The organism is Marivita sp., from assembly GCF_965656765.1.
GTDB lineage: Bacteria > Pseudomonadota > Alphaproteobacteria > Rhodobacterales > Rhodobacteraceae > Marivita.
The window spans coordinates 1-24585 of record NZ_CBFHLV010000028.1; the positions used below are offsets into that span (position 1 = coordinate 1).

20 protein-coding genes are annotated in these 24585 nt (G+C 56.7%); 15 read left to right on the top strand and 5 right to left on the bottom strand.

What is annotated here, in order from left to right; all coding sequences use genetic code 11:
- The first annotated feature begins 152 nt into the window (after positions 1-152).
- Positions 153-674: an acyloxyacyl hydrolase gene (locus tag ACTG4M_RS09510; RefSeq protein WP_439123415.1), complete on the top strand. Its 522-nt coding sequence runs from the start codon at positions 153-155 to the stop codon at positions 672-674.
- Between the two features lie 4 nt (positions 675-678).
- Here ACTG4M_RS09510 and ACTG4M_RS09515 read toward each other — a convergent pair whose 3' ends face one another.
- Together ACTG4M_RS09515 and ACTG4M_RS09520 are read right to left on the bottom strand one after the other, a co-directional pair.
- Entirely contained in the window at positions 679-1731 is a 1053-nt protein-coding gene (locus ACTG4M_RS09515; protein WP_439123416.1) for an ABC transporter ATP-binding protein, read from the bottom strand.
- A complete protein-coding gene (locus ACTG4M_RS09520) occupies positions 1712-2545 on the bottom strand; it encodes an IclR family transcriptional regulator (protein ID WP_439123417.1) in 834 nt (277 codons plus the stop codon). The genes ACTG4M_RS09515 and ACTG4M_RS09520 overlap by 20 nt, the downstream gene beginning before the upstream one ends.
- Positions 2546-2694: 149 nt before the next feature.
- On the opposite strand from ACTG4M_RS09520, the gene ACTG4M_RS09525 reads away from it, so the two are divergent.
- The 8 genes from ACTG4M_RS09525 to ACTG4M_RS09560 all read left to right on the top strand — a co-directional run bounded on the left by ACTG4M_RS09525 (position 2695) and on the right by ACTG4M_RS09560 (position 11541).
- Entirely contained in the window at positions 2695-3957 is a 1263-nt protein-coding gene (locus tag ACTG4M_RS09525) for an ABC transporter substrate-binding protein (protein ID WP_439123418.1), read from the top strand.
- A 134-nt stretch (positions 3958-4091) separates the two neighbouring features.
- Entirely contained in the window at positions 4092-5018 is a 927-nt protein-coding gene (locus ACTG4M_RS09530; RefSeq protein WP_439123419.1) for a carbohydrate ABC transporter permease, read from the top strand.
- Between the two features lies 1 nt (position 5019).
- On the top strand, positions 5020-5868 hold the full coding sequence (locus tag ACTG4M_RS09535; RefSeq protein WP_439123420.1) for a carbohydrate ABC transporter permease: 849 nt from the start codon (positions 5020-5022) through the stop codon (positions 5866-5868).
- A gap of 11 nt (positions 5869-5879) precedes the next feature.
- Positions 5880-7220, top strand: coding sequence for an alpha-glucosidase/alpha-galactosidase (locus ACTG4M_RS09540; protein ID WP_439123421.1), 1341 nt, complete (start codon positions 5880-5882; stop codon positions 7218-7220).
- A 49-nt stretch (positions 7221-7269) separates the two neighbouring features.
- Positions 7270-8172 carry a 2-dehydro-3-deoxygalactonokinase gene (locus ACTG4M_RS09545; RefSeq protein ID WP_439123422.1) on the top strand — a complete coding sequence of 301 codons (903 nt, stop codon included), beginning with the start codon at positions 7270-7272 and terminating at the stop codon, positions 8170-8172.
- The gene (locus ACTG4M_RS09550) at positions 8169-8777 is read left to right on the top strand and encodes a 2-dehydro-3-deoxy-6-phosphogalactonate aldolase (RefSeq protein ID WP_439123423.1); all 609 of its coding nucleotides are present in this window, start codon (positions 8169-8171) and stop codon (positions 8775-8777) included. The genes ACTG4M_RS09545 and ACTG4M_RS09550 overlap by 4 nt, the downstream gene beginning before the upstream one ends.
- On the top strand, positions 8777-9622 hold the full coding sequence (locus tag ACTG4M_RS09555) for an SMP-30/gluconolactonase/LRE family protein (protein WP_439123424.1): 846 nt from the start codon (positions 8777-8779) through the stop codon (positions 9620-9622). Before ACTG4M_RS09550 ends, ACTG4M_RS09555 begins: the two co-directional genes overlap by 1 nt.
- On the top strand, positions 9619-11541 hold the full coding sequence (locus ACTG4M_RS09560) for a beta-galactosidase (RefSeq protein WP_439123425.1): 1923 nt from the start codon (positions 9619-9621) through the stop codon (positions 11539-11541). Before ACTG4M_RS09555 ends, ACTG4M_RS09560 begins: the two co-directional genes overlap by 4 nt.
- Here the strand turns inward: ACTG4M_RS09560 and ACTG4M_RS09565 are convergent.
- Genes ACTG4M_RS09565 through ACTG4M_RS09575 form a run of 3 tightly spaced genes read right to left on the bottom strand, consistent with a single transcriptional unit; the run spans position 11538 to position 14874 of the window.
- The gene (locus tag ACTG4M_RS09565; RefSeq protein WP_439123426.1) at positions 11538-12506 is read right to left on the bottom strand and encodes a glucokinase; all 969 of its coding nucleotides are present in this window, start codon (positions 12504-12506) and stop codon (positions 11538-11540) included. The two genes, ACTG4M_RS09560 and ACTG4M_RS09565, sit on opposite strands and share 4 nt — an antisense overlap.
- 1 nt (position 12507) lies before the next feature.
- Positions 12508-13836 carry a GH1 family beta-glucosidase gene (locus tag ACTG4M_RS09570; protein WP_439123427.1) on the bottom strand — a complete coding sequence of 443 codons (1329 nt, stop codon included), beginning with the start codon at positions 13834-13836 and terminating at the stop codon, positions 12508-12510.
- A gap of 12 nt (positions 13837-13848) precedes the next feature.
- Positions 13849-14874 carry a LacI family DNA-binding transcriptional regulator gene (locus ACTG4M_RS09575; RefSeq protein ID WP_439123428.1) on the bottom strand — a complete coding sequence of 342 codons (1026 nt, stop codon included), beginning with the start codon at positions 14872-14874 and terminating at the stop codon, positions 13849-13851.
- 240 nt (positions 14875-15114) lie between these two features.
- On the opposite strand from ACTG4M_RS09575, the gene ACTG4M_RS09580 reads away from it, so the two are divergent.
- From ACTG4M_RS09580 to uvrA, 6 genes are all read left to right on the top strand, one after another.
- Complete coding sequence (locus ACTG4M_RS09580; RefSeq protein ID WP_439123429.1) at positions 15115-16383, top strand: ABC transporter substrate-binding protein; 1269 nt, start codon at positions 15115-15117, stop codon at positions 16381-16383.
- A 103-nt stretch (positions 16384-16486) separates the two neighbouring features.
- Positions 16487-17506, top strand: coding sequence for a carbohydrate ABC transporter permease (locus ACTG4M_RS09585; protein WP_439123430.1), 1020 nt, complete (start codon positions 16487-16489; stop codon positions 17504-17506).
- Positions 17507-17578: 72 nt separating this feature from the next.
- On the top strand, positions 17579-18733 hold the full coding sequence (locus tag ACTG4M_RS09590) for a carbohydrate ABC transporter permease (protein WP_439123431.1): 1155 nt from the start codon (positions 17579-17581) through the stop codon (positions 18731-18733).
- Between the two features lie 72 nt (positions 18734-18805).
- Positions 18806-20464, top strand: coding sequence for an alpha-amylase family glycosyl hydrolase (locus ACTG4M_RS09595; RefSeq protein ID WP_439123432.1), 1659 nt, complete (start codon positions 18806-18808; stop codon positions 20462-20464).
- Positions 20465-20491: 27 nt separating this feature from the next.
- Positions 20492-21580, top strand: coding sequence for an ABC transporter ATP-binding protein (locus ACTG4M_RS09600; protein ID WP_439123433.1), 1089 nt, complete (start codon positions 20492-20494; stop codon positions 21578-21580).
- 140 nt (positions 21581-21720) lie between these two features.
- Complete coding sequence (uvrA, locus tag ACTG4M_RS09605) at positions 21721-24585, top strand: excinuclease ABC subunit UvrA (protein WP_439123434.1); 2865 nt, start codon at positions 21721-21723, stop codon at positions 24583-24585.

Genomic DNA, 24585 nt, shown 5'->3' on the forward strand with positions numbered 1-24585 from the left:
CATCTGAATATCATGCGTTTGAACGCTTACCATCTGTGCGCAGTGCAAGTGGGTATTTGGCAAAGACAGGACGGTCTGCGGCGTTATCTGGACAATCCTCGTGATATGCACCATCCGTAGATCCATATGACATTCGGAAAGGGACTTTCCACATGGCCGACGGCACATTTGCAGTTCTTCTGTTCGTTCTCGGTCTGACCGACATGGGGATGAACCATTGCGGAACAACGGCGGGCTGTCTGGGGAAATCCGACACGACGCCACGGTTCTCAATCTCGGCAGGCGAGGTTCTGGAACGACGTGCCGATCCGGCCGCTGAATTGTATTTGCGCTATGATCTCGGCCAAATGCATGGACCGTTTGGCACGGCTGCGGGATTGTCTGTTGGCGAGGGGGGCGAAACCTGGGCGGGGTTTGGCGCGACCTATACCATGCCATTTGGCCGAAGTGGGGCTTATGCTGAATTGCACGCAATGCCTGGCCTATACCTCGACAATGGCGGGTTCGACCTTGGCGGACCAATTGAATTTCGCTCGGGCGTGGAGCTGGGTTACGAGACATCCAAGGGGTGGCGCGTGGCCTTGACCTATGATCACCGATCCAATGCGGGCATCTATGATGAAAACCCGGGGATCGAGACGGTGCAATTCAAAGTATCCATTCCCCTGAACTAAACCTTCACCGCAAACGCAGCTCGGTTTCCGTATCGAACAAATACATATGATCTGGATCGACGATCACATCGACCATGTCGCCAACTGATGACCGGTGATCACCACGTTCTTCGACGATGATTTTTTCGCCGTCTGGACCGATCAGGTGAACGTAAGACACGCCGCCTAGACTTTCTGTCAGGTCCACGCGATGCGACGATCCCGGTTTGATTTCAAGGTGTTCTGGTCGCAAGCCGATCAGCACGCTTTGCCCGTCTTGCGCCGAAGCCGTTTTGGTGACAGCGTGTGTCAGGCCGTCGGACACAACCTCATCACCTTGCACACGACCCTGTACAAAGTTCATGGATGGTGACCCGATAAAACCCGCGACAAAGCGATTGTCAGGGTCTCGATAGAGGTCCATCGGTGCGCCAACCTGTTCGATGCGGCCTGCGCGTAACACAACGATTTTGTCTGCGAGCGTCATCGCTTCGACCTGATCATGGGTAACGTAGATCATTGTCGCGCCGATTTCTTTGTGAAGACGCGCAATTTCGACCCGCATTTCCACGCGCAGTTCCGCATCAAGGTTGGACAATGGTTCGTCGAACAGGAACACCTCAGGGCCGCGCACGATGGCGCGCCCGATCGCAACCCGTTGCCGCTGGCCACCTGATAGCGCTTTGGGTTTACGCTTGAGATAGTCGTCGAGTTTGAGAATGCGGCTGGCCTCTGCGACCTTGCTTTTGATCTCGGACTTGGGATGGCCCGTCATCTTGAGACCAAACCCCATGTTTTCTTCGACCGTCATATGTGGATAAAGCGCATAGGTCTGGAACACCATCGACACGCCCCTGTCTGACGGATCAAGACGTGTCACATCCCGCCCACCGATCCGGATCGTGCCTTCGGTCGTTTCCTCTAGCCCTGCGACCATCCGCAGAAGGGTGGACTTGCCACAGCCCGATGGGCCGACAAACACGCAGAACTCTCCATCCGTCACCTCAAGGTCGATGCCGTGGATGACCTGCGTATTGCCATAGCGTTTTATGACGGATTCAAGTGTCACTCCGGACATGGGTGGTCTCTCCGTTTTTGGTGGATGGGTTGCCAGACCGTGGGAACAGCCAGCTTTCAGCGTCCCGTGCAATTGCGGTGGCGGCCTGTTTCAGGCGCGGTCCGAGCAGCTTTAATGCGTCAAGATTGGTGCGACGGGTTGTGCCGGTGATAGACAAAGCACCCAAGGGCCGCTTCTGCGAGTTAAGGATCGGCACAGCCACGCAGACGATACCGGTCTCATGTTCTTCACGGTCAAAGCTCAGGCCCTCGGTGCGGATGTCGGCCAGGTCAGCGCGCAAACTTTCAGGCGACCCATGGGTCGTGGCGGTAAACCGGTGCCAGCTTTGCTGGGCAAGGGCGGTTTGCAATTCTGGATCGGGGAGAAAGGCCAGCATCGCCTTGCCAACACCGGTGCAATAGGCGGGGCCGACCTTGCCTGCCTGACTGAACATCTCGACCGGGTTGTGGGCGTTGCGTTTGTCGACATAAAGCACCTGCGCGTGATCCAACTGGGCAAGGTGAACGGTTTCGCCGGTCTCAGCGCTTAGCGCGTCGATATGTGGGCGGGCCACAGGTGCCAAGGACGATTGTGCCCAAGCGGCGTGGGCAAGCCGCACCAAACGCAAACCCGGCGCATAGGTTTGGCGTTCCGGATCGTATTGTAGCATGCCTTGGTTGGTCAGAGTTTGCACGAACCGGTACAGCGTGGCCTTTGGCAGGTCCGAGTCCGTCAGCACTTCGCTAAAGCGAACAGGCCGACCGTAAGACGCAATATGGTCCAGCACAGCAAGGGCCTTGCCGACGGTTCCGTCGTTTCGTTCGACCGCACTCATGTTCGCGATATCCTCCCTTAACCACGGGTCGCGCCCCGTCGGCTGTTGACAAGTATAGGCGAGTCGCTGTTATGATTTCAATATGCAAAACAAGGTTTCAAATAATGAAACAAATTTGCACCCTATTGGGAAGCATAAGGGAGGATACCATGCGTTCCACATTGAAGGCGTCGGCACTGGCGCTTACAGCTGCATTTGCAGCCTCAACGGCATTTGCAGAAAGCCACTCACTCAGTGGTGATCTCAAGATTTTCCTCGACACTTCGAACCCGGCGCCGCGCGCTACAATGGAAGCGATGATCGAACGCTTTGGTGAGATGCACCCAGAGCTGAACATCGAAACCACGGTGATCGACCGCGAGGCGTACAAAACGCAGATCCGCAACTTCCTGACCGCAGACGCGCCTGATGTGGCAACTTGGTACGCGGCCAACCGTATGCGCCCCTATGTGGAGGCAGGTCTGTTCGAGGACGTGTCCGATCTGTGGATGGAGCCGGAGATCGCCGACAATCTCGCCTCCACCAAGGGTGCAATGACCATCGATGGCAAGCAGTGGGGCGTACCCTATACCTACTACCAGTGGGGCATTTATTACCGCAAAGATATCTATGAACAGTACGGTCTGAGCGAGCCGACCAACTGGGATGAGATGAAGTCCAACTGCCAGACGCTGCTCGACAATGGCGTCAAGTGCTACACCATCGGCACCAAGTTTCTTTGGACTGCGGGTGGCTGGTTTGATTACTTGAACTTACGCACGCATGGCTATGAATTTCATATGGAAATGGCCGCTGGTGAGGTGCCGTGGACCGATGATCGCGTGCGCGAAACTTTTGCCAACTGGCGCGAACTGATCGATATGGGTGGTTATGTCGACAACCACCAGAACTATTCCTGGCAAGAGGCGCTGCCCTTCATGGTCAATGGCGATGCTGCCGCGTACCTGATGGGTAACTTTGCCGTGGCCCCTTTGCGCGAAGCCGGCCTGAGCGACGATCAGCTCGACTTCTACCAGTTCCCGGCCATCACCGAAGGTGTCGCTTTGGCTGAAGACGCGCCAACCGACACGTTCCACATCCCGGCCAATGCCAACAACAAGGAAGCAGCCCGGGAATTCCTGCGCTTTGTTGTGTCGGCGGATGAGCAGACCATTATCAATAACGGTGAAAACCTTGGTCAGCTTCCGGTGAACGCGTCCGCATCAATCGACGATGACAAATTCCTCGAACAGGGCTTTGCGATGCTGTCTTCCAACAGCCCCGGCGGCGTGGCGCAATTCTTTGACCGCGACTACCCGGCGGAAATGGCGGCCGAGGCGATGCAGGGTTTCCAGGAATTCATGGTTCTTCCGGACAACCTTGACGACATTCTGGCCCGCCTCGAGCAGGTGCGCGAGCGCGTCTACAAATAAGCATTGGGGGTGCGTGAGATCACGCACCCTTCGCCAAACCGGAAGGGTGCGTGTGTGCACGCACCTTGTCCGACGGCCCATCCGCAAGCCGATCATTGGCTTTCGTGTGGCCCGAGTGTGGAGGAGACCCGACCATGACGACCGCAGCCTTGCCGGACTCAGACCCGCCCAAGCGCGGCTGGTACAAGCGTAACGAGATCGCGGTCACGCCGTGGCTGTTCCTTGCGCCCGCGATCCTGTTCTTCGCGGTCTATGTCATCATCCCGATCTTCCAGAGCTTTTCGATCTCGCTCTACGACTGGGATGGGCTGGGGCAGGCGGATTATATCGGTCTTGGCAATTATTCGGAACTGATGAACGACCGCGCCTTTGAGGTGTCGCTGTGGAATAATTTCAAATGGCTGGTCTGCTACCTGCTGGCGATCCCGGCGGGATTGTTTATCGCGTTGTTCCTGAACCAGACGGTGACGGGTATCCGCATCTACAAGTCTCTGTTTTTCTTTCCGTTTGTCCTGTCACAAGTCGTTGTTGGTCTTGTCTTTGCGTGGTTCTATCTACCCAACGAAGGCCTGTTGTCCAACATGCTGGCGATGATCGGTCTTGGGCCAGTCAATGTTCTGGGTGATCCGACTTACGCGACCTACGGTATCATCGTTGCCGGGCTGTGGCCGCAGACGGCATATTGCATGATCCTCTATCTCACTGGCCTGAACGCCGTTGACCCGGAACAGGTCGAGGCCGCGCGACTTGATGGCGCCAAGGGCTGGAAGATGCTTTGGTACGTGATCGTGCCACAGCTCAAGCCCGCCACCTTCATCGCTTTTGTCGTGACGATCATTGGGGCGCTGCGGTCATTTGACCTTATCTCGATCATGACCAATGGCGGCCCCTTCGGCCAAACCCGCGTTCTATCATTCTATATGTTCGAAAAGGCGCTTTCGGAATACGGGTTCCGCATGGGATACGGCGCCGCCATCGCTGTAGTGCTTTTCCTCATCATGCTGATCTTCATCGCCTATTTCCTCTGGTCGATGTACCGCGAAGAGAAGGAGGGGCACTAGAATGTTCCCCCGTCCCATTCAACAGGCTAGCGCGCCTGCTCAGACGGCCTACAAAACGATGCTTCCGATTGCATTGATCTTGTGGCTGCTGCCGCTGATAGCGGTGGCGGTTTTTTCGGTCAAACCGGCGACGGATTTCACCCAGGGTAATTATTGGGGCATGCCCGGATCGTTCGAATTGATTAACAACTACGGACAGGTTTTTTTCAACTCTGACATGCCGCGCTACATGTTGAATTCGGTGTTGATCACTGTACCAACAGTGATCGGCGCGGTAGCACTCTCGGCGATGGCAGGGTTCGCGCTTGGCATCTACAATTTTCGATCGAACATCTGGGTGTTCTTCATGTTCGTTGCCGGGAATTTTGTGCCCTTTCAGATTCTGATGGTGCCAGTACGCGACCTTACGCTGGACTTGGGCCTCTACAACACCAAGACAGGTCTGGTTTTGTTCCACATCGCGTTCCAGACCGGTTTCTGCACGCTCTTCATGCGCAACTTTATCCGGGCGCTGCCGTTTCCGCTGATCGAGGCTGCGCGGGTCGAAGGCGTCGCAGAATGGCGCATCTTTTGGTTTGTCGTGCTTCCTTTGATGAAACCGGCGCTTGCCGCCTTGGCCGTGCTGATCTTCACCTTCATCTGGAACGATTATTTCTGGGCCATCGTTCTGACCCAAGGGCCGGATGCCCAGCCCGTCACGGCTGGCATTACCAGCTTCAACGCACAATACCGCGCAGCCTATCATCTGATGAGCGCGGGCAGCATCGTTGCGGCCTTACCGCCGGTGCTGATGTTCTTCCTCATGCAGAAACACTTTATCGCAGGCCTGACATTGGGCGCGGTGAAATAAGGATAAAGATAATGACACGTATCGCCTTCATTGGCGCAGGCTCGACGATATTCATGAAGAACATCGTGGGTGACGTCCTTCACTTCGCAGCTTTGGAAGGTGCAACCTTTGCCCTGATGGACATTAATGAACAGCGGCTGGAAGAGTCTGCTTTGGTGGCGCGCAAGCTGATTGCAGCGTCGGGCAAGCGTGCAAAATTGGAAACCACCACCGACCAGCGCCGGGCGCTCGCCGGGGCTGACTTCGTCGTCACCGCGTTCCAGATCGGAGGGTATGAGCCGTCGACCGTGATCGATTTTGATATCCCCAAACAATATGGGCTTCGCCAAACCATCGGTGATACTCTGGGCGTCGGCGGGATCATGCGCGGCTTGCGTACCGTGCCGCATCTTTGGCGCGTCGCTGCCGATATGGCCGAGCTATGCCCGGACGCAACCATGCTGCAATACGTCAACCCGATGGCCATCAACACATGGGCGCTGGCCGAACGCTATCCACACGTCAAACAAGTAGGCCTTTGCCATTCGGTGCAGAATACGGTTGAAGAACTGGCCCATGATCTGGACCTGCCAAAGGGCGAGATCCGCTACCGTGTTGCCGGTGTGAACCACGTCGCATTCTTTTTGGACCTGACACACAATGGCATATCGCTCTATCCGGCGCTGCGGGAGGGGTATCGCAATCGCAACCTGCCGAAACCGCCGCTGCTGATGCCACGCTGCGCCAATATGGTGCGGTATGAAGTGATGGAGCATTTGGGTTATTTCTGCACCGAAAGTTCGGAACATCTTGCTGAATATGTGCCGTGGTTCGTCAAGGCGGGACGTGATGACCTGATCGATAGCTTCAGCGTACCGCTCGACGAATACCCCAAGCGTTGCATCGAACAGATGGCGGATTGGGCTGATCAGGCAAAGGCCTACCAAGCGGAAAACGACATCGAATTCACCAAAAGTCATGAATTCGCTGCCGAGATTATGAACGCGATGGTCACGAACCAGCCCTACACGATTTACGGGAATTTGCCGAACCGGGGGCAGGTGCCGCAATTGCCCGATGGGGCGGCGGTTGAAGTGCCCTGCATGGTAGATCACAACGGTATTCACCCGACTGTCGTGGATGACATCCCACCACAACTCGTGGCCCTTATGCGCACCCAGATCAACGTGCAGGAACTGGTTGTCCGCGCCTTGGTTGATGAAAACGTCGAACACGTCTACCACGCCGCTATGATGGATCCACACACCGCCGCAGAGCTGGACCTGCGCCAGATCCGCAGCCTTGTGAGCGATCTGTTGGTTGCGCATGGTGACATACTTCCTGAATTTGCTCGACTTAAGAAGGCTGCTTGATGACCCGAGATCCTAAAGTTCTATTAATCCTGCAAGGCAGCGGTTCCGCATGACCGATTGGTTGGCAGTCGATTGGGGCACGTCCCACCTTCGGGTTTGGGCCATGAGCCACACCGGCACGGTGCAAGAACGCCGGAGCAATAACGCAGGCATGGCCACGTTGGATCAAGACGGATATGAACCGGCGCTCCTTGACCTTGCAGGTGACCTCTTGGGGACGGGAATAACACCTGTCCTCATCTGCGGTATGGCCGGTTCGCGCCAAGGCTGGGCCGAGGCAAAATACGTCACGGTTCCTTGCTCGCCACCCGGCATTGACCGCGCGACACATGTCGCCACTGATGATCCGCGCCTGTCGGTGCAAATCCTGCCGGGCATCAAACAGACCAGCCCGGCTGACGTGATGCGCGGTGAGGAAACCCAGGTCGCAGGGTTCCTCGCGCTCAATCCGAAATTCGACGGCGTCATCTGTCTGCCTGGCACTCACACCAAGTGGGCCCATATCAGCGCAGGCGAGATTGTCAGCTTTCGCACTTTCATGACCGGCGAGTTGTTCGCGCTGCTGTCTCAACAATCGGTTTTGCGCCATAACGTGACCGGACAAGGCTGGGATGCCGGGGTGTTTGCGGATGCGGTTTCCAACGGTATGTCCAATCCAGCGGAACTCGCTGCACGCCTTTTCTCCATACGGGCCGAGGGGTTGCTGAACGATCTTCATGCTGACCAAGCCCGCGCGCGGCTTTCTGGTTTGCTCATTGGGTCCGAACTTGCTGCTGCGCGCCCCTATTGGCTGGGGCAGCATGTGGCCCTGATCGGTGACGATGCGCTGTGCAAGGCGTATGGCGATGCACTCGGGGCGCAAGGCTTGCCTGTTGAACGTACCGATGCTGACCGCATGACGCTGGAAGGCCTCAAAGCCGCATATCTTGGCCTGAAAGAAAACACGGCATGAGCGACCGCAAGATCATCGCAATCCTGCGGGGCATCACCCCGTGCGACGCGCAACCGATCACCGAAGCCCTGATCGAAACCGGGATCACGTCAATCGAAGTGCCACTGAATTCTCCAGACCCATTCGCATCAATCAAGACATTGGTCGACGCCTTTAGCCAGAATGCTTTGATCGGCGCCGGAACGGTTCTGAATCCCGATGATGTCCAGCGTCTGCACCAGATTGGCGCGGGTATGGTGGTGTCGCCCGACTGCAATCCGCGAGTGATCGTGGCAACGAAACAGCTTGGCATGCAAAGTTTTCCTGGCGTGATGACACCGACGGAGTGCTTTACCGCGCTGCGAAATGGGGCAGACGGGCTCAAACTGTTTCCCGGGTCACTGATCGGCCCGGACGGCCTCAAGGCGATTAAGGCGGTGCTGCCAGAGGGTACGCAAACCTTCGCGGTGGGTGGCGCCGGGCCGGAAAACTTTGCCGAGTGGCGCAAGGCGGGTGTTGATGGGTTCGGCATCGGATCGGCGCTTTACAAGCCCGGATACTCGGTAGACGACATCAAGACCCGCGCGGCAGATATCGTCGCGTCTTATGATGAGGTGATGGCCTGATGGCATCCATATTCAGCAACACGGTTTGCACCCTTGGCGAAGGCCCGCTGTGGCACCCGGAAGAGCAAGTGCTCTATTGGTTCGACATCATGGGCAAACGGCTTTACCGCAGCGATGGCACTGACGAGCAAAGCTGGGATTTCGACGAACATGTTTCGGCGGCGGGTTGGGTCGATACTGGTGTTCTGCTGATTGCCAGTGAAACTTCGCTGTCTGCCTTCGATACGCAAACCGGCGAAAGCACCTTTGTGCATCCGCTTGAACTCGATAACCCGGTCACCCGGTCCAACGATGGCCGCGCGGATCCGTGGGGCGGATTTTGGATTGGCACGATGGGCAAGAACGCCGAACCGGGGGCAGGGGCGATTTACCGATATTATGACGGCACATTGACCAAACTGTTCGACAAGATCACCATTTCCAACGCGATCTGTTTTGCGCCCGACCGTAGTCACGCGTTCTATACCGATACAGCCAAACGCAAGATTCTGCGCGTTGCGCTCGACGATGACGGCTACCCGGTGGGAAAGCCGGACCTCTTTGTGGATCTGAATGCCGAAGGTCTCAACCCCGATGGGGCGGTTGTAGATGCAGAGGGCAACCTATGGGTCGCACAATGGGGGGCCTCGCGGGTGGCGTGTTATGGCTCAGACGGCACACTGATACGTGCGATTTCTGTGCCTGGTGAACAGGCCAGTTGCCCGGCCTTTGGTGGTTCGGATTTGGCCACACTGTTCGTCACATCCGCGACCGAGAATATGACCGCACCGGGTGATCATGACGGCAAGACATTCTGCATGCCGTCCGGCACCAAGGGTCAAAAAGAACACCAAGTCCTTGTATGAAACGCACGCTTGGTACCTGTTACTATCCCGAACACTGGCCGCGCGATATTTGGGAACAAGACGCCGCCCGCATGGCAGCACTTGGTCTCACATGGGTGCGCATTGGTGAATTTGCATGGTCGCGTATCGAACCCGAGCAAGGGCGCTTTGACTGGGGCTGGTTGGATGACGCGATAGAGGTGTTGGGCGCTGCGGGCCTTAAGGTGGTGTTGGGTACACCGACCGCGACACCGCCTCGCTGGGTCGTAGACAAACATCCCGAAATGGTGGCGCTTGATGCCGATGGTCGTCCTCGCGGTTTCGGATCGCGCCGACACTACTGTTTCAGCCACCAAGGCTATCTAGAGGACTGCCACCGCATCGTGACCGAAGTCGCCAAGCGCTATGGCCAGAATCCGCATATCGCTGCATGGCAGACCGACAATGAATATGGCTGTCACGACACCATCCTGTCGTACTCGCACGCGGCGCGTCAGGCGTTCCGTGGATGGCTGCGCGCGCGGTATCCGGGGCAGGGCAATGATGGCGACATTGATGCCCTGAACGCGGCATGGGGCAATGTATTCTGGTCGATGGAATATGATGATTTTGACCAGATCGACCTGCCAAACCTGACGGTGACAGAACCGAACCCCGCCCACGTTCAGGCCTTCAGACGGTTTTCGTCGGATCAGGTGGTGCGCTTTAATCGGGCGCAAGTGGACATCATCCGCCAATACTCCGACGCGCCGATTTCACATAACTACATGGGCCGCATTACCGATTTTGACCATTTCGCCGTTGGTGACGATCTGGAGATCGCAACATGGGACAGCTATCCGCTTGGCTTTCTCGAAGACCGTGTCGGTGCATCGCCCGCAGACCAACGCCACTATGCACGACAAGGGGATCCGGATTTTCAGGCATTCCATCATGATCTGTATCGCGCTGTGGGCAAAGGTCGTTGGTGGGTGATGGAGCAGCAACCTGGCCCGGTAAACTGGGCCCCCTATAATCCCGTGCCACTACCCGGAATGGTCCGTCTGTGGACGTGGGAAGCGTTCGCACATGGGGCTGAAGCGGTGTGTTATTTCCGTTGGCGTCAGGCTCCGTTTGCACAAGAACAATTGCACGCAGGCCTCTTGCGTCCCGACTGCGTAATCGCGCCCGGCTATGTCGAGGTCGAACAAGTGGCGCAGGAACTGGCCGAGGCACCAGAGGTGTCGATGGCCCAAGCCCCGGTTGCTTTGATCTTCGACTACGACGCCGCATGGGCGTGGGAGGTGCAGCCGCAGGGGCAGGGAATGGACTATTTCGGTCTGATCTTTGACCTCTACCGCGCATTCCGCCGAGCGGGTGTGACGCTGGACATACTGCAACCGTCAACACGGAACTTCGACGGCTATCGAATTGTGGCCGCACCCGGAATGATGACCATGCCGGACGACCTGAAAACCGCCTTGTCAAAAAGTGGGGCCGATGTGTTGATTGGTCCACGTTCTGCTGCGCGTGATGATGATTTCAGAATTCCTGTCCCGCTGCCGCCGGCGTGGCCAGATTTGGACCTGGCTGTTTCACGGTTGGAAACCCTGCGCCCCGACATGCCTATTTCCGTCGTCGACGGTGGCGCGGTTAAGAACTGGTTCGAACATCTCGAAGGTGGCGCTGATAGTGTCTTTACCACTGACCAGGGACTGCCGGTCGCGATGCGGTCCGGTAACGTCACCTATTGCGGCGGCTGGGGGGACGAAGTGTTTTTTGACCGTTTGGTAAAAGATCTCTGCGCCCGTACCAAAGTCGCTGTCACGGCCCTACCCAAAGGCGTCCGCGTCCGCGACACACAGACTGAGCGATTTTGGTTTAACCACAACCCGCATAGCGTTGAAATTGAAGGGGAAACGCTGAAATCCGCCGGAGTGCTCCGGCAGGTCAAACCCTAAGCCATCAGTTCCGACAAATGCGCCGCTGATCCGGTCAACGCGGCGTAGTCGTCATCGACCAGATGCACCGGAAATTGCGCCATAAAATCCGAGAACCGGCCTTTGTCGTTGAACGCTTCTTCAAATCCCAGCCGCAGCAGATGTGGCGCAAAGTGGCGCGCAACGCCGCCGATCAGGTAGATGCCGCCAAACGGCAGATGTACCAGCGCCAGATTGCTTGCCGCACGGCCCAACATGCGGATGAACATGCGCGCAGCCTCTTCGGCCAGCTTGTTCGAGCCGTCATTCACAGCCTGCATGATTCCGCCTGCATCCAGTGGCGCATCGACACCGGCCTCGTCACACAGCCATTCGTAGACGCGTTCAAATCCGCGACCCGACAATACATCCTCAAAACCTGGTGTGCCGTGTTTCTGCGCAATCCAGTCAAGCAATCGCAGCTCGTCACTGTTTTGTGCGGGCAGGGACACGTGCCCAGCTTCTGACGGCGGTACCAGAGTGCGTTCGTCCAGCCGGTAGACTGCCGCGGCGTTCATGCCGGTGCCAACCCCGATAACCAGTCGCGCCGCATGATCCCCGGCTTTCTGTCCCGGCAGGATGGTTTGCAAAACGTCTGGAGTAAGCAAATCGAGCGCGTGGCCCTGCGCCTGCAGGTCGTTCAGAACAGCCACTGTGCGTGCACCCGTCGCCTTGGCCACAGATGCGCGATCGACGGTCCAGCTGAGGTTCGTCAGTTCACCAACCCCGTCACGCACCGGGCCCGCCATTGCGACGCATGCGGCATCCGGCGCTGCGGTCTGATCCGACATATAGGCGCGCAGCACCGATAGAAGGTCTGGATGTTCGGCATTGCGAAACCGCTTGATGGTTTCCGTCCGCACAGTCGCGCCATCGGTCAGCGCGACTCGGGTGTTGGTACCTCCCAAATCGGCGACCAATGCGGTCAGGGTCTTGGAGTTGGTCATGTCACGTCCTGGTCAGCGCGGATTTGAGCGCGTGATAGGAGGATTTGGGCGTGCGGTCCAGAGTGTCAAAATCCACGTGCACAAGACCAAAGCGCTTCTCATATCCCAGGGCCCATTCGTAATTGTCCATCAGCGACCAAATGAAATAACCCCTAACCGGCGCGCCCTCGGCCATCGCGCGCTGCACAGCGGCGACGTGTTGGTTGAGGTAGTCGATGCGGTTGGGGTCAGACACCGTACTATTTTCGATCACGTCCGGCGATGCCATCCCGTTTTCGGTGACATAAAGTGGCATGTCGCCTGTGTACTCGCGCGCAGTGCGCGTCAGGAACTTGTAAAGGCCGTCGGGATAAATTTCCCAATCCATAAAGGTCTTGGGCAGGGGGCCTTCGACCTCTTCGTGGCTAGGCCAAGGGCCATTGTTTGGTGCAATGATTTTGCGGGTGTAGTAGTTGATCCCGCACCAATCGAGAGGCGACTGGATCACTTTGAAATCATCCTGCCAACCCTTGGGCATATGCGGCTCTAGCCCTTCCATCACATTGGCGGGGTATTCGCCTTTGAACACGCCTGACATGAAGAAATGGTTGTAGTAGCCATCGTAAAGCGCGGCCGCCTTTTGGGCCGCGTCGCTGTCATCTACGGGCGTTGCCCATTCCATGTTGAACACTCCGCCGAGGTTCTGCATTCCCAACCCCCGCATCGTCTCGATCGCCGTTCCGTGCGCCTTGAGAACATGGTGCATCGCATGAGCCGTCGCGCGGATGTCACGCAAACCAGGTGCGTGGTGGCCAAGAAAGTGCGACAGCCACCCAACGCACCACGGCTCATTGATCGGGGCGACGGAATACATGCGGTCGCCAATGCGGCTCATTATGATTTCAGCGTAGTCACCGAACCACTTGGGCAAATCGGGATTCCGCCAGCCGCCCAGATCGGCCAACGCGACGGGCAATTCCCAGTGATAAAGCGTGGCGCAAGGTTTCAGTCCGCGTTCCAGCATCGCGTCGGTCAGACGGTCGTAGAAATCCAGACCCTCGCTATTCGGCGTACCACGGCCTTCGGGCATCACCCGCGCCCAGCTTGTGGAAAAGCGGTAGGCATCGAGACCTGCCGCTTTGACCAGATCAAGGTCTTCTTCGAAACGGTGGTAATGGTCACAAGCGCGGTCACCGTTTTCGGCGCGCACGACATTTCCGGGGGTAGCGGCAAACGTGTCCCAATGGGTTTTCCCAGCGCCACCAAAGGCATGGCCTTCGATCTGGTAGCTGGATGTCGCGGTGCCAAACAAAAAGTCGTCAGGGAGATCCTGCCGTTTGAACGTCAACATTCGGGATGTCCTTTAGGTTGAGGCGGGTCCGGTTGACCGCCCGATGATCAAATCTGCCTCCAAGAGGCGCGTTTTCGGCGCGTGCCGGGGGGCCGCGATCAGCGACAATAGCATCTCCGCCGCTTCGGTACCGGCATAACGGACCGAGGATCGCAGCGCTGTGAAGATCGGCACATCGTCGCCGTTTTCTAGATAGCTGAGCGCATCGTCATGTGTGATGATCGAAACGTCCCGCGCCAAGACCAGCCCAGCGTCTTGAATCGCACGGCGCACGCCAATGGCAGTGATGATGGACGAACAGACAAAAGCCGTGGGTTTGGTCGTGCGTGACAACATCTCTTTTGCCGCACGATAGCCATGGACTTCGGTCATCTCTTCGCTGCGCATAAGGCTGGCATCAATCGAAATGCCGTTGTTCTGAAGGGCGGTTTCGTAACCTTTGCGTCGTCGGAACGCAAAATCCATGTGTTCCAGACCGTTTAGCAATGCGATCCGGCGATGCCCCAGTTCGATCAGAAACTGCGTCCCGCGTTCAAACGCGCCACGATTGTTCACGTCGATCCACGAATAGGGCAAGTTCACATCGGTCGAGCGCCCGTGTACCACAAAGGGAAGCCCGATCCGCGACAGCAGCGCGATGCGTTCATCGTTGATGACCGGGCCGTGTACGATGATCCCATCAACCGTGCCGCGTGCGCGAATGTCCTGATAGGCACGCGCTTCTTCCTGATCGGGCACCAGGGTCAGCATCATGTCATACCCGGCGCGGGCATAGGCAGCACCGGCCCCCGCTATGAAATCGCCGAACACAGGGTTTACCATCTCGTGCTGGTTGGACACGGGAATCACGTGTCCCATTGCCAGCGCCCGCCCGGTGGCCAGACCTTTGGCACGGGTGTTCGGGCGGTAGTTCAAATCTTGAGCGGCTTTCAATACGCGGCTCCGCGTGGTTTCATTGACCTCCGGATACCCGTTCAGCGCACGGCTTACCGTGGTCTGAGACAGGTTCAGATGTTCCGAAAGTTGCTTGAGATTCACAGATCCGTCCAAAGCGCTTTGAATTTGTTGTTCAAGTTAGACACAAATCTAGACACATGCAAAGCCTCTTTGCGCGCGCAAAAATTCTGCAAAGCAGCGTAAACGCAAGGTTTTTCTGCAGATGCATCGGATTGACAGAATCTGTGAAATCGGAGAGTTTGTCGCATCCAAAGCGCTTTGGAGTGATTCCGTAGCGGGGGATGAGTTAGGCGCTAACATGCGCAACTTGGGAGGTTACTCATGAAAAAAACACTCACGTCGAGTGTGGCCATCGCAGCGCTGTGCTCCAGCGCCGCTTTTGCTGAAGATCTGACAGTGTTCGGCACGTGGCTTGGCGAAGAGCAGGCGACCGTCGAACGTATTCTGGCGGTTTTTGCGGAACAGAGCGGACACAATGTCAGCTATGTCGGCTCTGATAGCTTTGAACAGCAGATCGTTGTCGATGCCGAAGCAGGCTCTGCACCGAACATCGCCGTGTTCCCGCAGCCGGGTCTTGCTTCCGATATGGCGGCGCGCGGCTTTCTGACACCGCTGCGCGACGGTACAGCGGACTGGATCCGCGAAAACTATGCGGCAGGTCAATCATGGGTCGATCTTGCGACGTATGCAGGCCCTGATGGTGCAGAAGACCTGTACGGTATGTTCTTCCGCGTCGATGTGAAATCGCTCGTGTGGTACGTGCCCGAGAACTTCGAAGACATGGGCTACGAAATCCCTCAGACCATGGAAGAGTTAAAGGCCCTGACAGATCAGATGGTCGAAGACGGTGAAACACCGTGGTGTATCGGTCTGGGATCCGGTGCTGCGACAGGCTGGCCTGCAACGGATTGGGTCGAAGACATGATGCTGCGCACGCAGCCGCCCGAAGTCTATGACGCCTGGGTTTCAAACGAAGTCCCGTTCAATGACGAACGGATCGTTGCCGCGATCGACGAGTTCGGCGCGTTTGCCCGCAATGATGATTACGTTGCCGGTGGCGCTGGTGCGGTTGCAACAACCGACTTCCGCGACAGCCCGAAGGGTCTGTTTGACACGCCCGCACAGTGCATGATGCACAAGCAGGCGTCCTTTATCCCGGCGTTCTTCCCCGAAGGTACCGAAATCGGCCTCGATGCTGACTTCTTCTACTTCCCGGCATACGAGAACAAAGATCTGGGTGCACCTGTTCTGGGTGCAGGTACTCTCTGGGCCATCACAAACGAAAACGAAGCAGCACACGAGCTGATCGAGTTCATCCAGTCGCCGGTCGCGCATGAGATGTGGATGGAGGCTGGTGGCTTCCTGACGCCGCATAAAGGCGTGGACACCTCCAAGTTCTCTTCCGACGCTGCGCGCAAGATGAACGACATCCTGCTTGAAGCGACGACGTTCCGTTTTGATGGGTCCGACCTGATGCCAGGTGGTGTTGGTGCTGGTTCGTTCTGGACAGGGATGGTCGACTACACGGGTGGCAAAGATGCTGGCGAAGTGGCGACCGGCATCCAGGAAAGCTGGGACGCGCTGAAGTAAAGCGGTCCGTATAAAAACGTGCACTCCGGTCTCGGGGTCGGGGTGCACGCTTTGCTGACGTTTCAGACACGTCAAACCTAGCCAACAAAAAGGGGGGGACAGGATGCATCCAGCGTTCGCAGGTCTTGTGACCATCGTCATCGGAGTGGGCGGGTGTTTGTCCTATTTTTGGTTATCGAACCAATTTCTGGATAAAGTCCTCTACCCTGCAAAAGGGCCGAATGCCGGGCGGAATATCAACCGCGCCAACATGATCCGGCCTTGGCTTTTTCTATTCCCCGCGCTTTTTGCGCTGACACTATATCTTGCCTATCCCGTCGTCGAAACGATCCGTTTGTCTTTGACCGAACGCGCCACCCTAAGCGACGGCACCACGGTTTACAATTTCGTGGGTTTTGCGAATTACGCCCAGATGGCGGATGATCCCAAATTCTGGGAAGCCATGTTCAACAATATGCTCTGGCTGATCATCGTGCCGGCATTGTCGACAGCGTTTGGCCTCTTGGCGGCGCAACTGACAGACCGCATCGCTTGGGGCAATATCGCCAAATCGCTGATTTTCATGCCGATGGCGATTTCCTTTGTCGGCGCTGCCGTGATCTGGAAGTTGATTTACGATGCACGCCCCGCAGACGCGAGCCAGATCGGCGTTGTGAATGCCATATACGTATCGCTGACGGGCAATGACCCCGTACAGCTTTTGACTGTTCCGTTCTGGAACAATTTCTTTCTGATGATTGTCCTGGTCTGGATCCAGACCGGTTTTGCGATGGTGATCCTGTCGGCAGCCCTGCGCGGCATTCCCGAAGAGACCATCGAAGCGGCAATTGTTGACGGGGCGAACCCGTTCCAGATTTTCTTCAAAATCAAGATGCCGCAGATCATGGGCACGATCGTCGTTGTTTGGACCACCATTACGCTGGTGGTTCTTAAGGTCTTTGACATCGTGTTTGCAATGACCAACGGCCAATGGGGCACACAGGTTCTTGCCAATTACATGTACAACCAGTTGTTCGTTACCCGCGATTGGGGTGTCGGGTCGGCATCGGCGATGGTCATCATGTTGCTGGTGACGCCAATCCTGATCTGGAACGTACGCAATGCACGTGCGGAGATGCGCTGATGACTGTTCACATGAACCCCCGACGCACGACCCGCGCCCGATTGGACATCTTGATGATGAAAGGCCACGTCAATGGATAATATTGCAGGTACAAAATCGTCACTGACTTGGGCGGTGCATATCTCGGTCCTATTTCTGGTGCTGATCTGGTTGTTCCCTACGGCGGGTTTGTTTGTGTCGTCGTTCAGAACGGCGGATCAGATTGCTAGCTCTGGGTGGTGGAGTTCATTGTCCGCGTCCGAGCAAAACCTCACCTTGCGTGCTGGCGCACCGGACACAGCAGTCCAAGATGGCACTCTTTACGTGATCAAAGGAAACCTGTTTGCAATCGAAGGTGTCCCGGAGGCTTCGATTGCAACATGGGGTATTTCAGCCCGCGAGCTTGGTGCATTCCAGCCGGGCGAGACAGCAGAGCTGCGGAATGGGTCTCTCATGACGGTCGAGGCCAATGGCGACTTCCGCCAGACGAGCGAAGAGGCGTTTGACGGGCGTCGCGGCAGCCGAGTGTTTGTGACCGCCGAAGTTTCTCCGGACTTTACGCTTGCGAATTATGAACAGGTTCTGTTTTCCGGCGACAGCACAGACAGTATGACAAAGGCGTTTTTCAATACGCTGACGGTGACGATCCCGGCGACAATCATTCCCATCGTTGTGGCCGCCTTTGCTGCCTACGCGCTGGCGTGGATGGATTTCCCCGGACGTGCGCTGCTTATCGCGATGGTGGTCGGTCTCTTGGTGGTGCCGCTGCAATTGGCGTTGATCCCACTGCTCAAGCTGCATCTGGGGATTGGCATTGGAAAGGGCTATTTGGGAACCTGGCTTGCGCATACCGGCTTCGGCTTACCCTTGGCGATCTACCTCTTACGCAATTACATGGTCGGTCTTCCCAGAGATATCATTGAAAACGCTCGCGTGGATGGCGCGACCGAGTTCCAGATCTTTACCAAGATCATCCTGCCGCTGTCATTCCCAGCACTGGCCAGCTTTGCCATCTTCCAGTTCCTCTGGACATGGAATGACCTGCTGGTTGCCAAGGTTTTCCTGATCGACGCGACAGGTCAGACAACCGTGATGACCAACCAGATTGTAGAACTTCTTGGAACACGCGGCGGCAATTGGGAAATCCTTGCCACTGCGGCCTTTGTCTCTATCGCGGTGCCGCTTCTGGTGTTCTTCGCGATGCAAAAATACCTCGTGCGTGGCCTTTTGGCTGGATCGGTAAAGTAACACGTCTCGCCAGTTTTGGCGGGGCAACACCCACAACGCATCTGCGGGTGCGGATGCAAGAAAGACAGGACGATGAACGTGGCAAACACTCTGGTCGCTCAAAATACAGCCGTGGACAATGACTGGTGGCGCGGTGCGGTGATCTATCAGATCTATCCCCGCAGCTTTCAAGACAGCAATGGTGACGGCGTTGGCGACCTTTTGGGGATCGCGCACCGGCTACCTTATGTGGCGTCGTTGGGTGTGGATGCCATCTGGATCAGCCCGTTCTTCACCTCGCCGATGAAGGACTTTGGCTACGACGTCAGCGATTACTGCGATGTTGATCCGATGTTCGGGTCGCTCGCCGATTTCGATGTGCTTGTGCAGACGGCGCACCGTTTGGGCATCCGTGTAATGATTGACCTCGTGCTGTCACACACGTCGGATCAGCATCCTTGGTTTCAACTGAGCCGGTCTGACCGGACCAATGAAAAAGCCGATTGGTATGTCTGGTCTGATCCCAAGGACGACGGCACACCACCGAACAACTGGCTGTCGATTTTTGGTGGATCGGCTTGGCAGTGGGACGCACGGCGCGAACAGTACTATCTGCATAATTTCCTGACATCGCAGCCCGATCTGAACTTCCACAATGAAGACGTGCAACAGGCACTTTTGGACGTGACGCGGTTTTGGCTGGATCGCGGTGTGGACGGTTTCCGGCTCGACACGATCAACTTCTATTTCCACGACAAGGACCTGCGCAGCAATCCGGGTCTGCCCAAGGAAAAGCGCAACGCCAATATCGCGCCGTCGGTAAACCCGTACAATCACCAGGAACACCTCTATTCCAAAAACCAGCCCGAAAACCTGGCCTTCCTCGAACGGTTCCGCGCGCTGCTTGATGAATACAACGGCACAACATCTGTCGGCGAAGTTGGCGACGCGCAGCGCGGGCTCGAAATCATGGGGGAATACACCCGTGGCGAAGACCGCGTGCACATGTGCTACGCATTTGAATTTCTGTCTGGGGTTGAACCCACCGCTGACCGCTTTGCCGAAGTGCTGGGTCACGTGGACGAAGTGGCCGCTGATGGTTGGGCCTGCTGGGCATTCTCGAACCACGATGTGACGCGCCACGCGTCTCGGTGGAACCTGTCGCCCGCCGCACAGCGCCTGTTTGCCACTCTGATGATGTGTCTGCGTGGATCGGTCTGCATCTATCAGGGCGAAGAGGTGGGCTTGCCCGAGGCCGATGTCGGATTTGAAGACCTGCAAGACCCATACGGCATCCAGTTCTGGCCGGAATACAAAGGCCGTGACGGGTGCCGCACGCCGATGGTGTGGGAACCGTCAAACCAAAATGGTGGCTTTACCAGTGGCCAGCCTTGGTTGCCGGTCAGCCATGAACACCTTCAACGCACTGTGTCGCATCAGGAAGACGACCCGGCGGCGATCTTGCATCACTACCGTCGCGCCATCGCATTCCGCCATGCGCAACCTGCACTGGCCAAGGGGGATCACGACGGGGTCAAATATACAGACAGTATCGTCTATTTTACCCGCAGCGACGAAGGCTCAACCATCTTTTGCGCCTTCAATCTGAGCGACCAGCCCGCGACGATGGATATGCCATCGGGCAACTGGGCGCAGATCGGTCTGGAATTGGGGAGTGCCGGACCGCAAGCTGACGGAAAATTGCATCTTGGCCCGTGGCAACCGTGCCTCGCGCTGAAAATGAATTCCTGAGAGAGACAGGATTAGGGAGGGACAGTCATGGCCAATTTGAAGCTGACGGATGTCGAAAAGACCTATGCCGGCGCGGTCAACGTGCTTAACAACATCAACCTCGACATCAAGCAGGGTGAACTGATCGTCTTTGTCGGCCCGTCTGGCTGTGGCAAGTCCACCTTGCTGCGTATGATCGCCGGTCTGGAAAAGATCACCGGGGGAACGCTTGAGATCGACGGGCAGGTGGTCAATGACATGCCGCCCGCAATGCGGGGCATTGCGATGGTGTTCCAATCCTACGCGCTCTATCCGCACATGACCGTGCGTGAGAACATGCAATTCGCACTTAAGATCGCCAAGAAACCCCAAAGCGAGATTGACGCGGCTGTGAACCGCGCGGCCAAGATGCTCCAGTTGGATGAGTATCTTGATCGGTTGCCCAAAGCCCTGTCCGGTGGTCAGCGGCAGCGGGTTGCGATTGGCCGGTCCATCGTGCGCGACCCCAAAGTTTATCTGTTCGATGAGCCGCTTTCTAACCTGGACGCGGCGCTGCGTGTTGCAACGCGGATTGAGATTGCGCAGCTCAAGGAACAGATGCCCGAAAGCACGATGATCTACGTGACGCACGATCAAGTTGAAGCGATGACGCTGGCCACCAGGATCGTTGTTCTGGCCAACAAGGGCATTGCGCAGGTCGGTGCGCCGCTTGACCTTTATGAGCGGCCCAACAGCGAATTCGTGGCGCAGTTTATCGGATCTCCGTCGATGAACCTGTTACCGGGTGAGATTGTGGGAACGGGCCAGCAAACCACCATCAAGATGGACGGCGGCGGAACGGCTGTGTCGGACTACCCGACGACAGATGCGGACATGGGCCTGAAGGTCAATGTGGGGGTCCGGCCCGAGGATTTTCTCGAAACGGATGGTAATTTCATCTTCGAGGGTAAGGTCAACATCACGGAAGCGTTGGGCGAGGTGACGTTGCTGTATTTTGAGCCCCAAGGGCAGGCGGATCCCGTTATCGGCAAGCTTCCCGGCATTCATGCAGGGCTGCGCGGCAATTCCGTTCGGCTGGGCGCCTCACCCGATAAGGTGCATGTGTTCCACAACGAGACGTCTTTGTTGTACCGGTAAAGCGTCTTCGAAAGCGGTTGAAAAAGGCTATTCGAACAGTCTTTCGGCACAAGTGGGCGCGTTCTTCTTTCGTTCTTATTTTTGCATTGGCGAAACCCGAGCCATCCCCTATGTGTTAACCAAGCACATCGGGGGACGTCATGGCCGAGCTTAAAAACATCGAAGTGCGCGGCGCGCGCGAACATAACCTCAAGAACATCGACGTGGATATTCCGCGTGATCAGCTTGTGGTGATCACCGGCCTGTCAGGTTCGGGTAAATCCTCACTCGCGTTTGACACGATCTACGCCGAAGGTCAGCGTCGTTATGTTGAATCGCTGTCAGCGTATGCGCGCCAGTTTCTTGATATGATGGAAAAACCCGATGTGGATCATATCTCAGGCCTCAGCCCGGCGATCTCGATCGAACAGAAGACGACGTCCAAAAATCCGCGCTCGACCGTCGGCACCGTGACCGAGATCTACGACTACATGCGTTTGCTGTTCGCACGTGTCGGCACACCCTACAGCCCAGCCACCGGCCTGCCTATTGAGGCGCAGCAGGTGCAAGACATGGTCGACCGCGTCATGGCGATGGAGGAGGGCACTCGCGCCTATCTTCTGGCTCCGATCGTGCGCGACCGCAAAGGTGAATACCGCAAGGAATTCCTTGAGTTGCGCAAACAGGGTTTTCAGCGTGTCAAAGTAGACGGGCAATTCTATGAACTGGATGAACCACCCACGCTGGACAAGAAGTTTCGCCACGACATTGATGTTGTCGTTGACCGCCTAGTGGTTAAAGACGGGCTCGAGACACGTTTGGCCGATAGCTTTCGCACCGCGTTAGACCTCGCGGATGGCATTGCGATCCTAGAGACCGCGCCCAGTGAAGGTGAACCAGAACGGCATACGTTTTCTGAGAAATTTGCATGCCCAGTGAGCGGATTCACCATCCCCGAAATTGAACCACGCCTGTTCTCATTTAATGCACCCTTTGGTGCGTGTCCGGATTGCGATGGCCTTGGCGTTGAATTGTTCTTCGATCCAAACCTTGTCGTTCCGGATACCACGCTCAAAATAAGTGATGGCGCGCTGGCCCCTTGGCGCAAAGGGAAAAGCCCGTATTTCCTGCAAACCATTGAATCACTTGCTAAGCATTATGAATTCAACAAAAGCAATCGCTGGAAAGAACTGGATGCACATATTCAGCAGGTATTCCTGTACGGGTCCGGCGATGAAGAAATCCAGTTCCGCTATGACGAAGGTGGCCGCGTTTATCAGGTGAGCCGCACCTTCGAAGGTGTGATCCCGAATATGGAACGCCGGTATCGCGAGACAGACAGCAATTGGATCCGTGAAGAGTTCGAACGCTATCAGAACAACCGGTCTTGCGGCACGTGCGGTGGCTACCGGTTGCGGGAAGAGGCGCTTGCCGTAAAGATCGCCGACCTGCATGTGGGCCAAGTTGTTCAAATGTCGATCAAAGAGGCGTTTGACTGGTGCAACACTGTGCCGGAGCATCTGACCAATCAGAAGAACGAAATCGCCAAGGCGATCCTCAAGGAAATTCGCGAGCGGCTTGGGTTCCTTAACAATGTAGGCCTCGAATACCTGACTTTATCGCGCAACGCTGGCACGCTATCGGGCGGCGAAAGCCAACGGATCCGTTTGGCCAGCCAGATTGGCTCGGGCCTAACCGGCGTTCTGTACGTGCTGGACGAGCCGTCTATCGGTCTGCACCAGCGTGACAACGACCGTCTGTTGGGCACGCTTAAGTCCCTGCGCGATCAGGGCAATACGGTGATCGTTGTCGAACATGACGAAGAGGCGATCCGCGAAGCCGACTATGTTTTCGACATCGGCCCGGGTGCCGGTGTGCATGGCGGTCAGGTCGTGTCGAAAGGCTCCCCGAAAGAGGTGGCGGATGATCCTGCATCCTTGACGGGCCAGTACCTGAGTGGGTCGCGTGAAATTGCGATTCCTGCCGAGCGGCGGAAAGGCAAAAAAGGTAAATCCATCAAGGTCGTCAAGGCGTCGGGCAATAACCTGCAAAACATCACGGCCGAATTTCCATTAGGCAAGTTTGTGTGCGTGACGGGTGTGTCCGGTGGCGGTAAGTCCACGCTCACCATTGAGACCCTGTTCAAAACCGCCTCCATGCGTCTGAACGGGGCGCGCCAGACACCAGCGCCGTGCGAGACAATCAAAGGCCTCGAACATCTGGACAAAGTGATCGACATTGACCAGCGGCCCATCGGTCGGACGCCACGGTCAAACCCGGCCACCTATACTGGGGCCTTCACCCCGATCCGCGACTGGTTCGCTGGACTGCCCGAAGCCAAGGCGCGGGGCTACAAGCCCGGACGGTTCAGCTTTAACGTAAAGGGTGGGCGCTGCGAGGCGTGTCAGGGTGACGGTGTCATCAAGATCGAAATGCACTTCCTGCCCGATGTCTACGTCACCTGCGAGACGTGCAAAGGCGCGCGCTACAACCGCGAAACCTTGGAAATCAAATTCAAAGGCAAAAGCATCGCGGACGTTCTCGATATGACTGTCGAAGACGCGCAGGAGTTCTTTAAGGCGGTGCCAAGTATCCGTGAAAAGATGGATGCATTGATGCGTGTGGGTCTTGGCTATATCAAGGTGGGCCAGCAAGCTACGACCTTGTCGGGCGGTGAAGCGCAGCGCGTAAAGCTTTCGAAAGAGCTTGCCAAGCGGTCCACAGGACGCACGCTTTACATTCTAGACGAGCCAACAACTGGCTTACATTTTGAGGATGTACGCAAGCTTCTTGAAGTATTGCATGAACTTGTCGAACAGGGAAATTCGGTCATCGTGATCGAGCACAACCTTGATGTGATCAAGACCGCTGACTGGCTGATCGACATCGGACCCGAGGGCGGCGATGGCGGAGGTCAGATTGTGGCAACCGGCACACCCGAAAAGGTCTCAGAGGTGCCGGAGTCGCATACAGGGCGGTATCTCAAACCGATGCTGAGCGCGAAAAAGCAGATCGCGGCAGAGTGA

Excerpts from the sequence above, each read along its gene's own strand:
- ACTG4M_RS09510 (WP_439123415.1), top strand. The coding sequence starts at position 153 with ATGGCCGACGGCACATTTGCAGTTCTTCTGTTCGTTCTCGGTCTGACC.
- ACTG4M_RS09515 (WP_439123416.1), bottom strand. The coding sequence starts at position 1,731 with ATGTCCGGAGTGACACTTGAATCCGTCATAAAACGCTATGGCAATACG.
- ACTG4M_RS09520 (WP_439123417.1), bottom strand. The coding sequence starts at position 2,545 with ATGAGTGCGGTCGAACGAAACGACGGAACCGTCGGCAAGGCCCTTGCT.
- ACTG4M_RS09525 (WP_439123418.1), top strand. The coding sequence starts at position 2,695 with ATGCGTTCCACATTGAAGGCGTCGGCACTGGCGCTTACAGCTGCATTT.
- ACTG4M_RS09530 (WP_439123419.1), top strand. The coding sequence starts at position 4,092 with ATGACGACCGCAGCCTTGCCGGACTCAGACCCGCCCAAGCGCGGCTGG.
- ACTG4M_RS09535 (WP_439123420.1), top strand. The coding sequence starts at position 5,020 with ATGTTCCCCCGTCCCATTCAACAGGCTAGCGCGCCTGCTCAGACGGCC.
- ACTG4M_RS09540 (WP_439123421.1), top strand. The coding sequence starts at position 5,880 with ATGACACGTATCGCCTTCATTGGCGCAGGCTCGACGATATTCATGAAG.
- ACTG4M_RS09545 (WP_439123422.1), top strand. The coding sequence starts at position 7,270 with ATGACCGATTGGTTGGCAGTCGATTGGGGCACGTCCCACCTTCGGGTT.
- ACTG4M_RS09550 (WP_439123423.1), top strand. The coding sequence starts at position 8,169 with ATGAGCGACCGCAAGATCATCGCAATCCTGCGGGGCATCACCCCGTGC.
- ACTG4M_RS09555 (WP_439123424.1), top strand. The coding sequence starts at position 8,777 with ATGGCATCCATATTCAGCAACACGGTTTGCACCCTTGGCGAAGGCCCG.
- ACTG4M_RS09560 (WP_439123425.1), top strand. The coding sequence starts at position 9,619 with ATGAAACGCACGCTTGGTACCTGTTACTATCCCGAACACTGGCCGCGC.
- ACTG4M_RS09565 (WP_439123426.1), bottom strand. The coding sequence starts at position 12,506 with ATGACCAACTCCAAGACCCTGACCGCATTGGTCGCCGATTTGGGAGGT.
- ACTG4M_RS09570 (WP_439123427.1), bottom strand. The coding sequence starts at position 13,836 with ATGTTGACGTTCAAACGGCAGGATCTCCCTGACGACTTTTTGTTTGGC.
- ACTG4M_RS09580 (WP_439123429.1), top strand. The coding sequence starts at position 15,115 with ATGAAAAAAACACTCACGTCGAGTGTGGCCATCGCAGCGCTGTGCTCC.
- ACTG4M_RS09585 (WP_439123430.1), top strand. The coding sequence starts at position 16,487 with ATGCATCCAGCGTTCGCAGGTCTTGTGACCATCGTCATCGGAGTGGGC.
- ACTG4M_RS09590 (WP_439123431.1), top strand. The coding sequence starts at position 17,579 with ATGGATAATATTGCAGGTACAAAATCGTCACTGACTTGGGCGGTGCAT.
- ACTG4M_RS09595 (WP_439123432.1), top strand. The coding sequence starts at position 18,806 with ATGAACGTGGCAAACACTCTGGTCGCTCAAAATACAGCCGTGGACAAT.
- ACTG4M_RS09600 (WP_439123433.1), top strand. The coding sequence starts at position 20,492 with ATGGCCAATTTGAAGCTGACGGATGTCGAAAAGACCTATGCCGGCGCG.
- uvrA (WP_439123434.1), top strand. The coding sequence starts at position 21,721 with ATGGCCGAGCTTAAAAACATCGAAGTGCGCGGCGCGCGCGAACATAAC.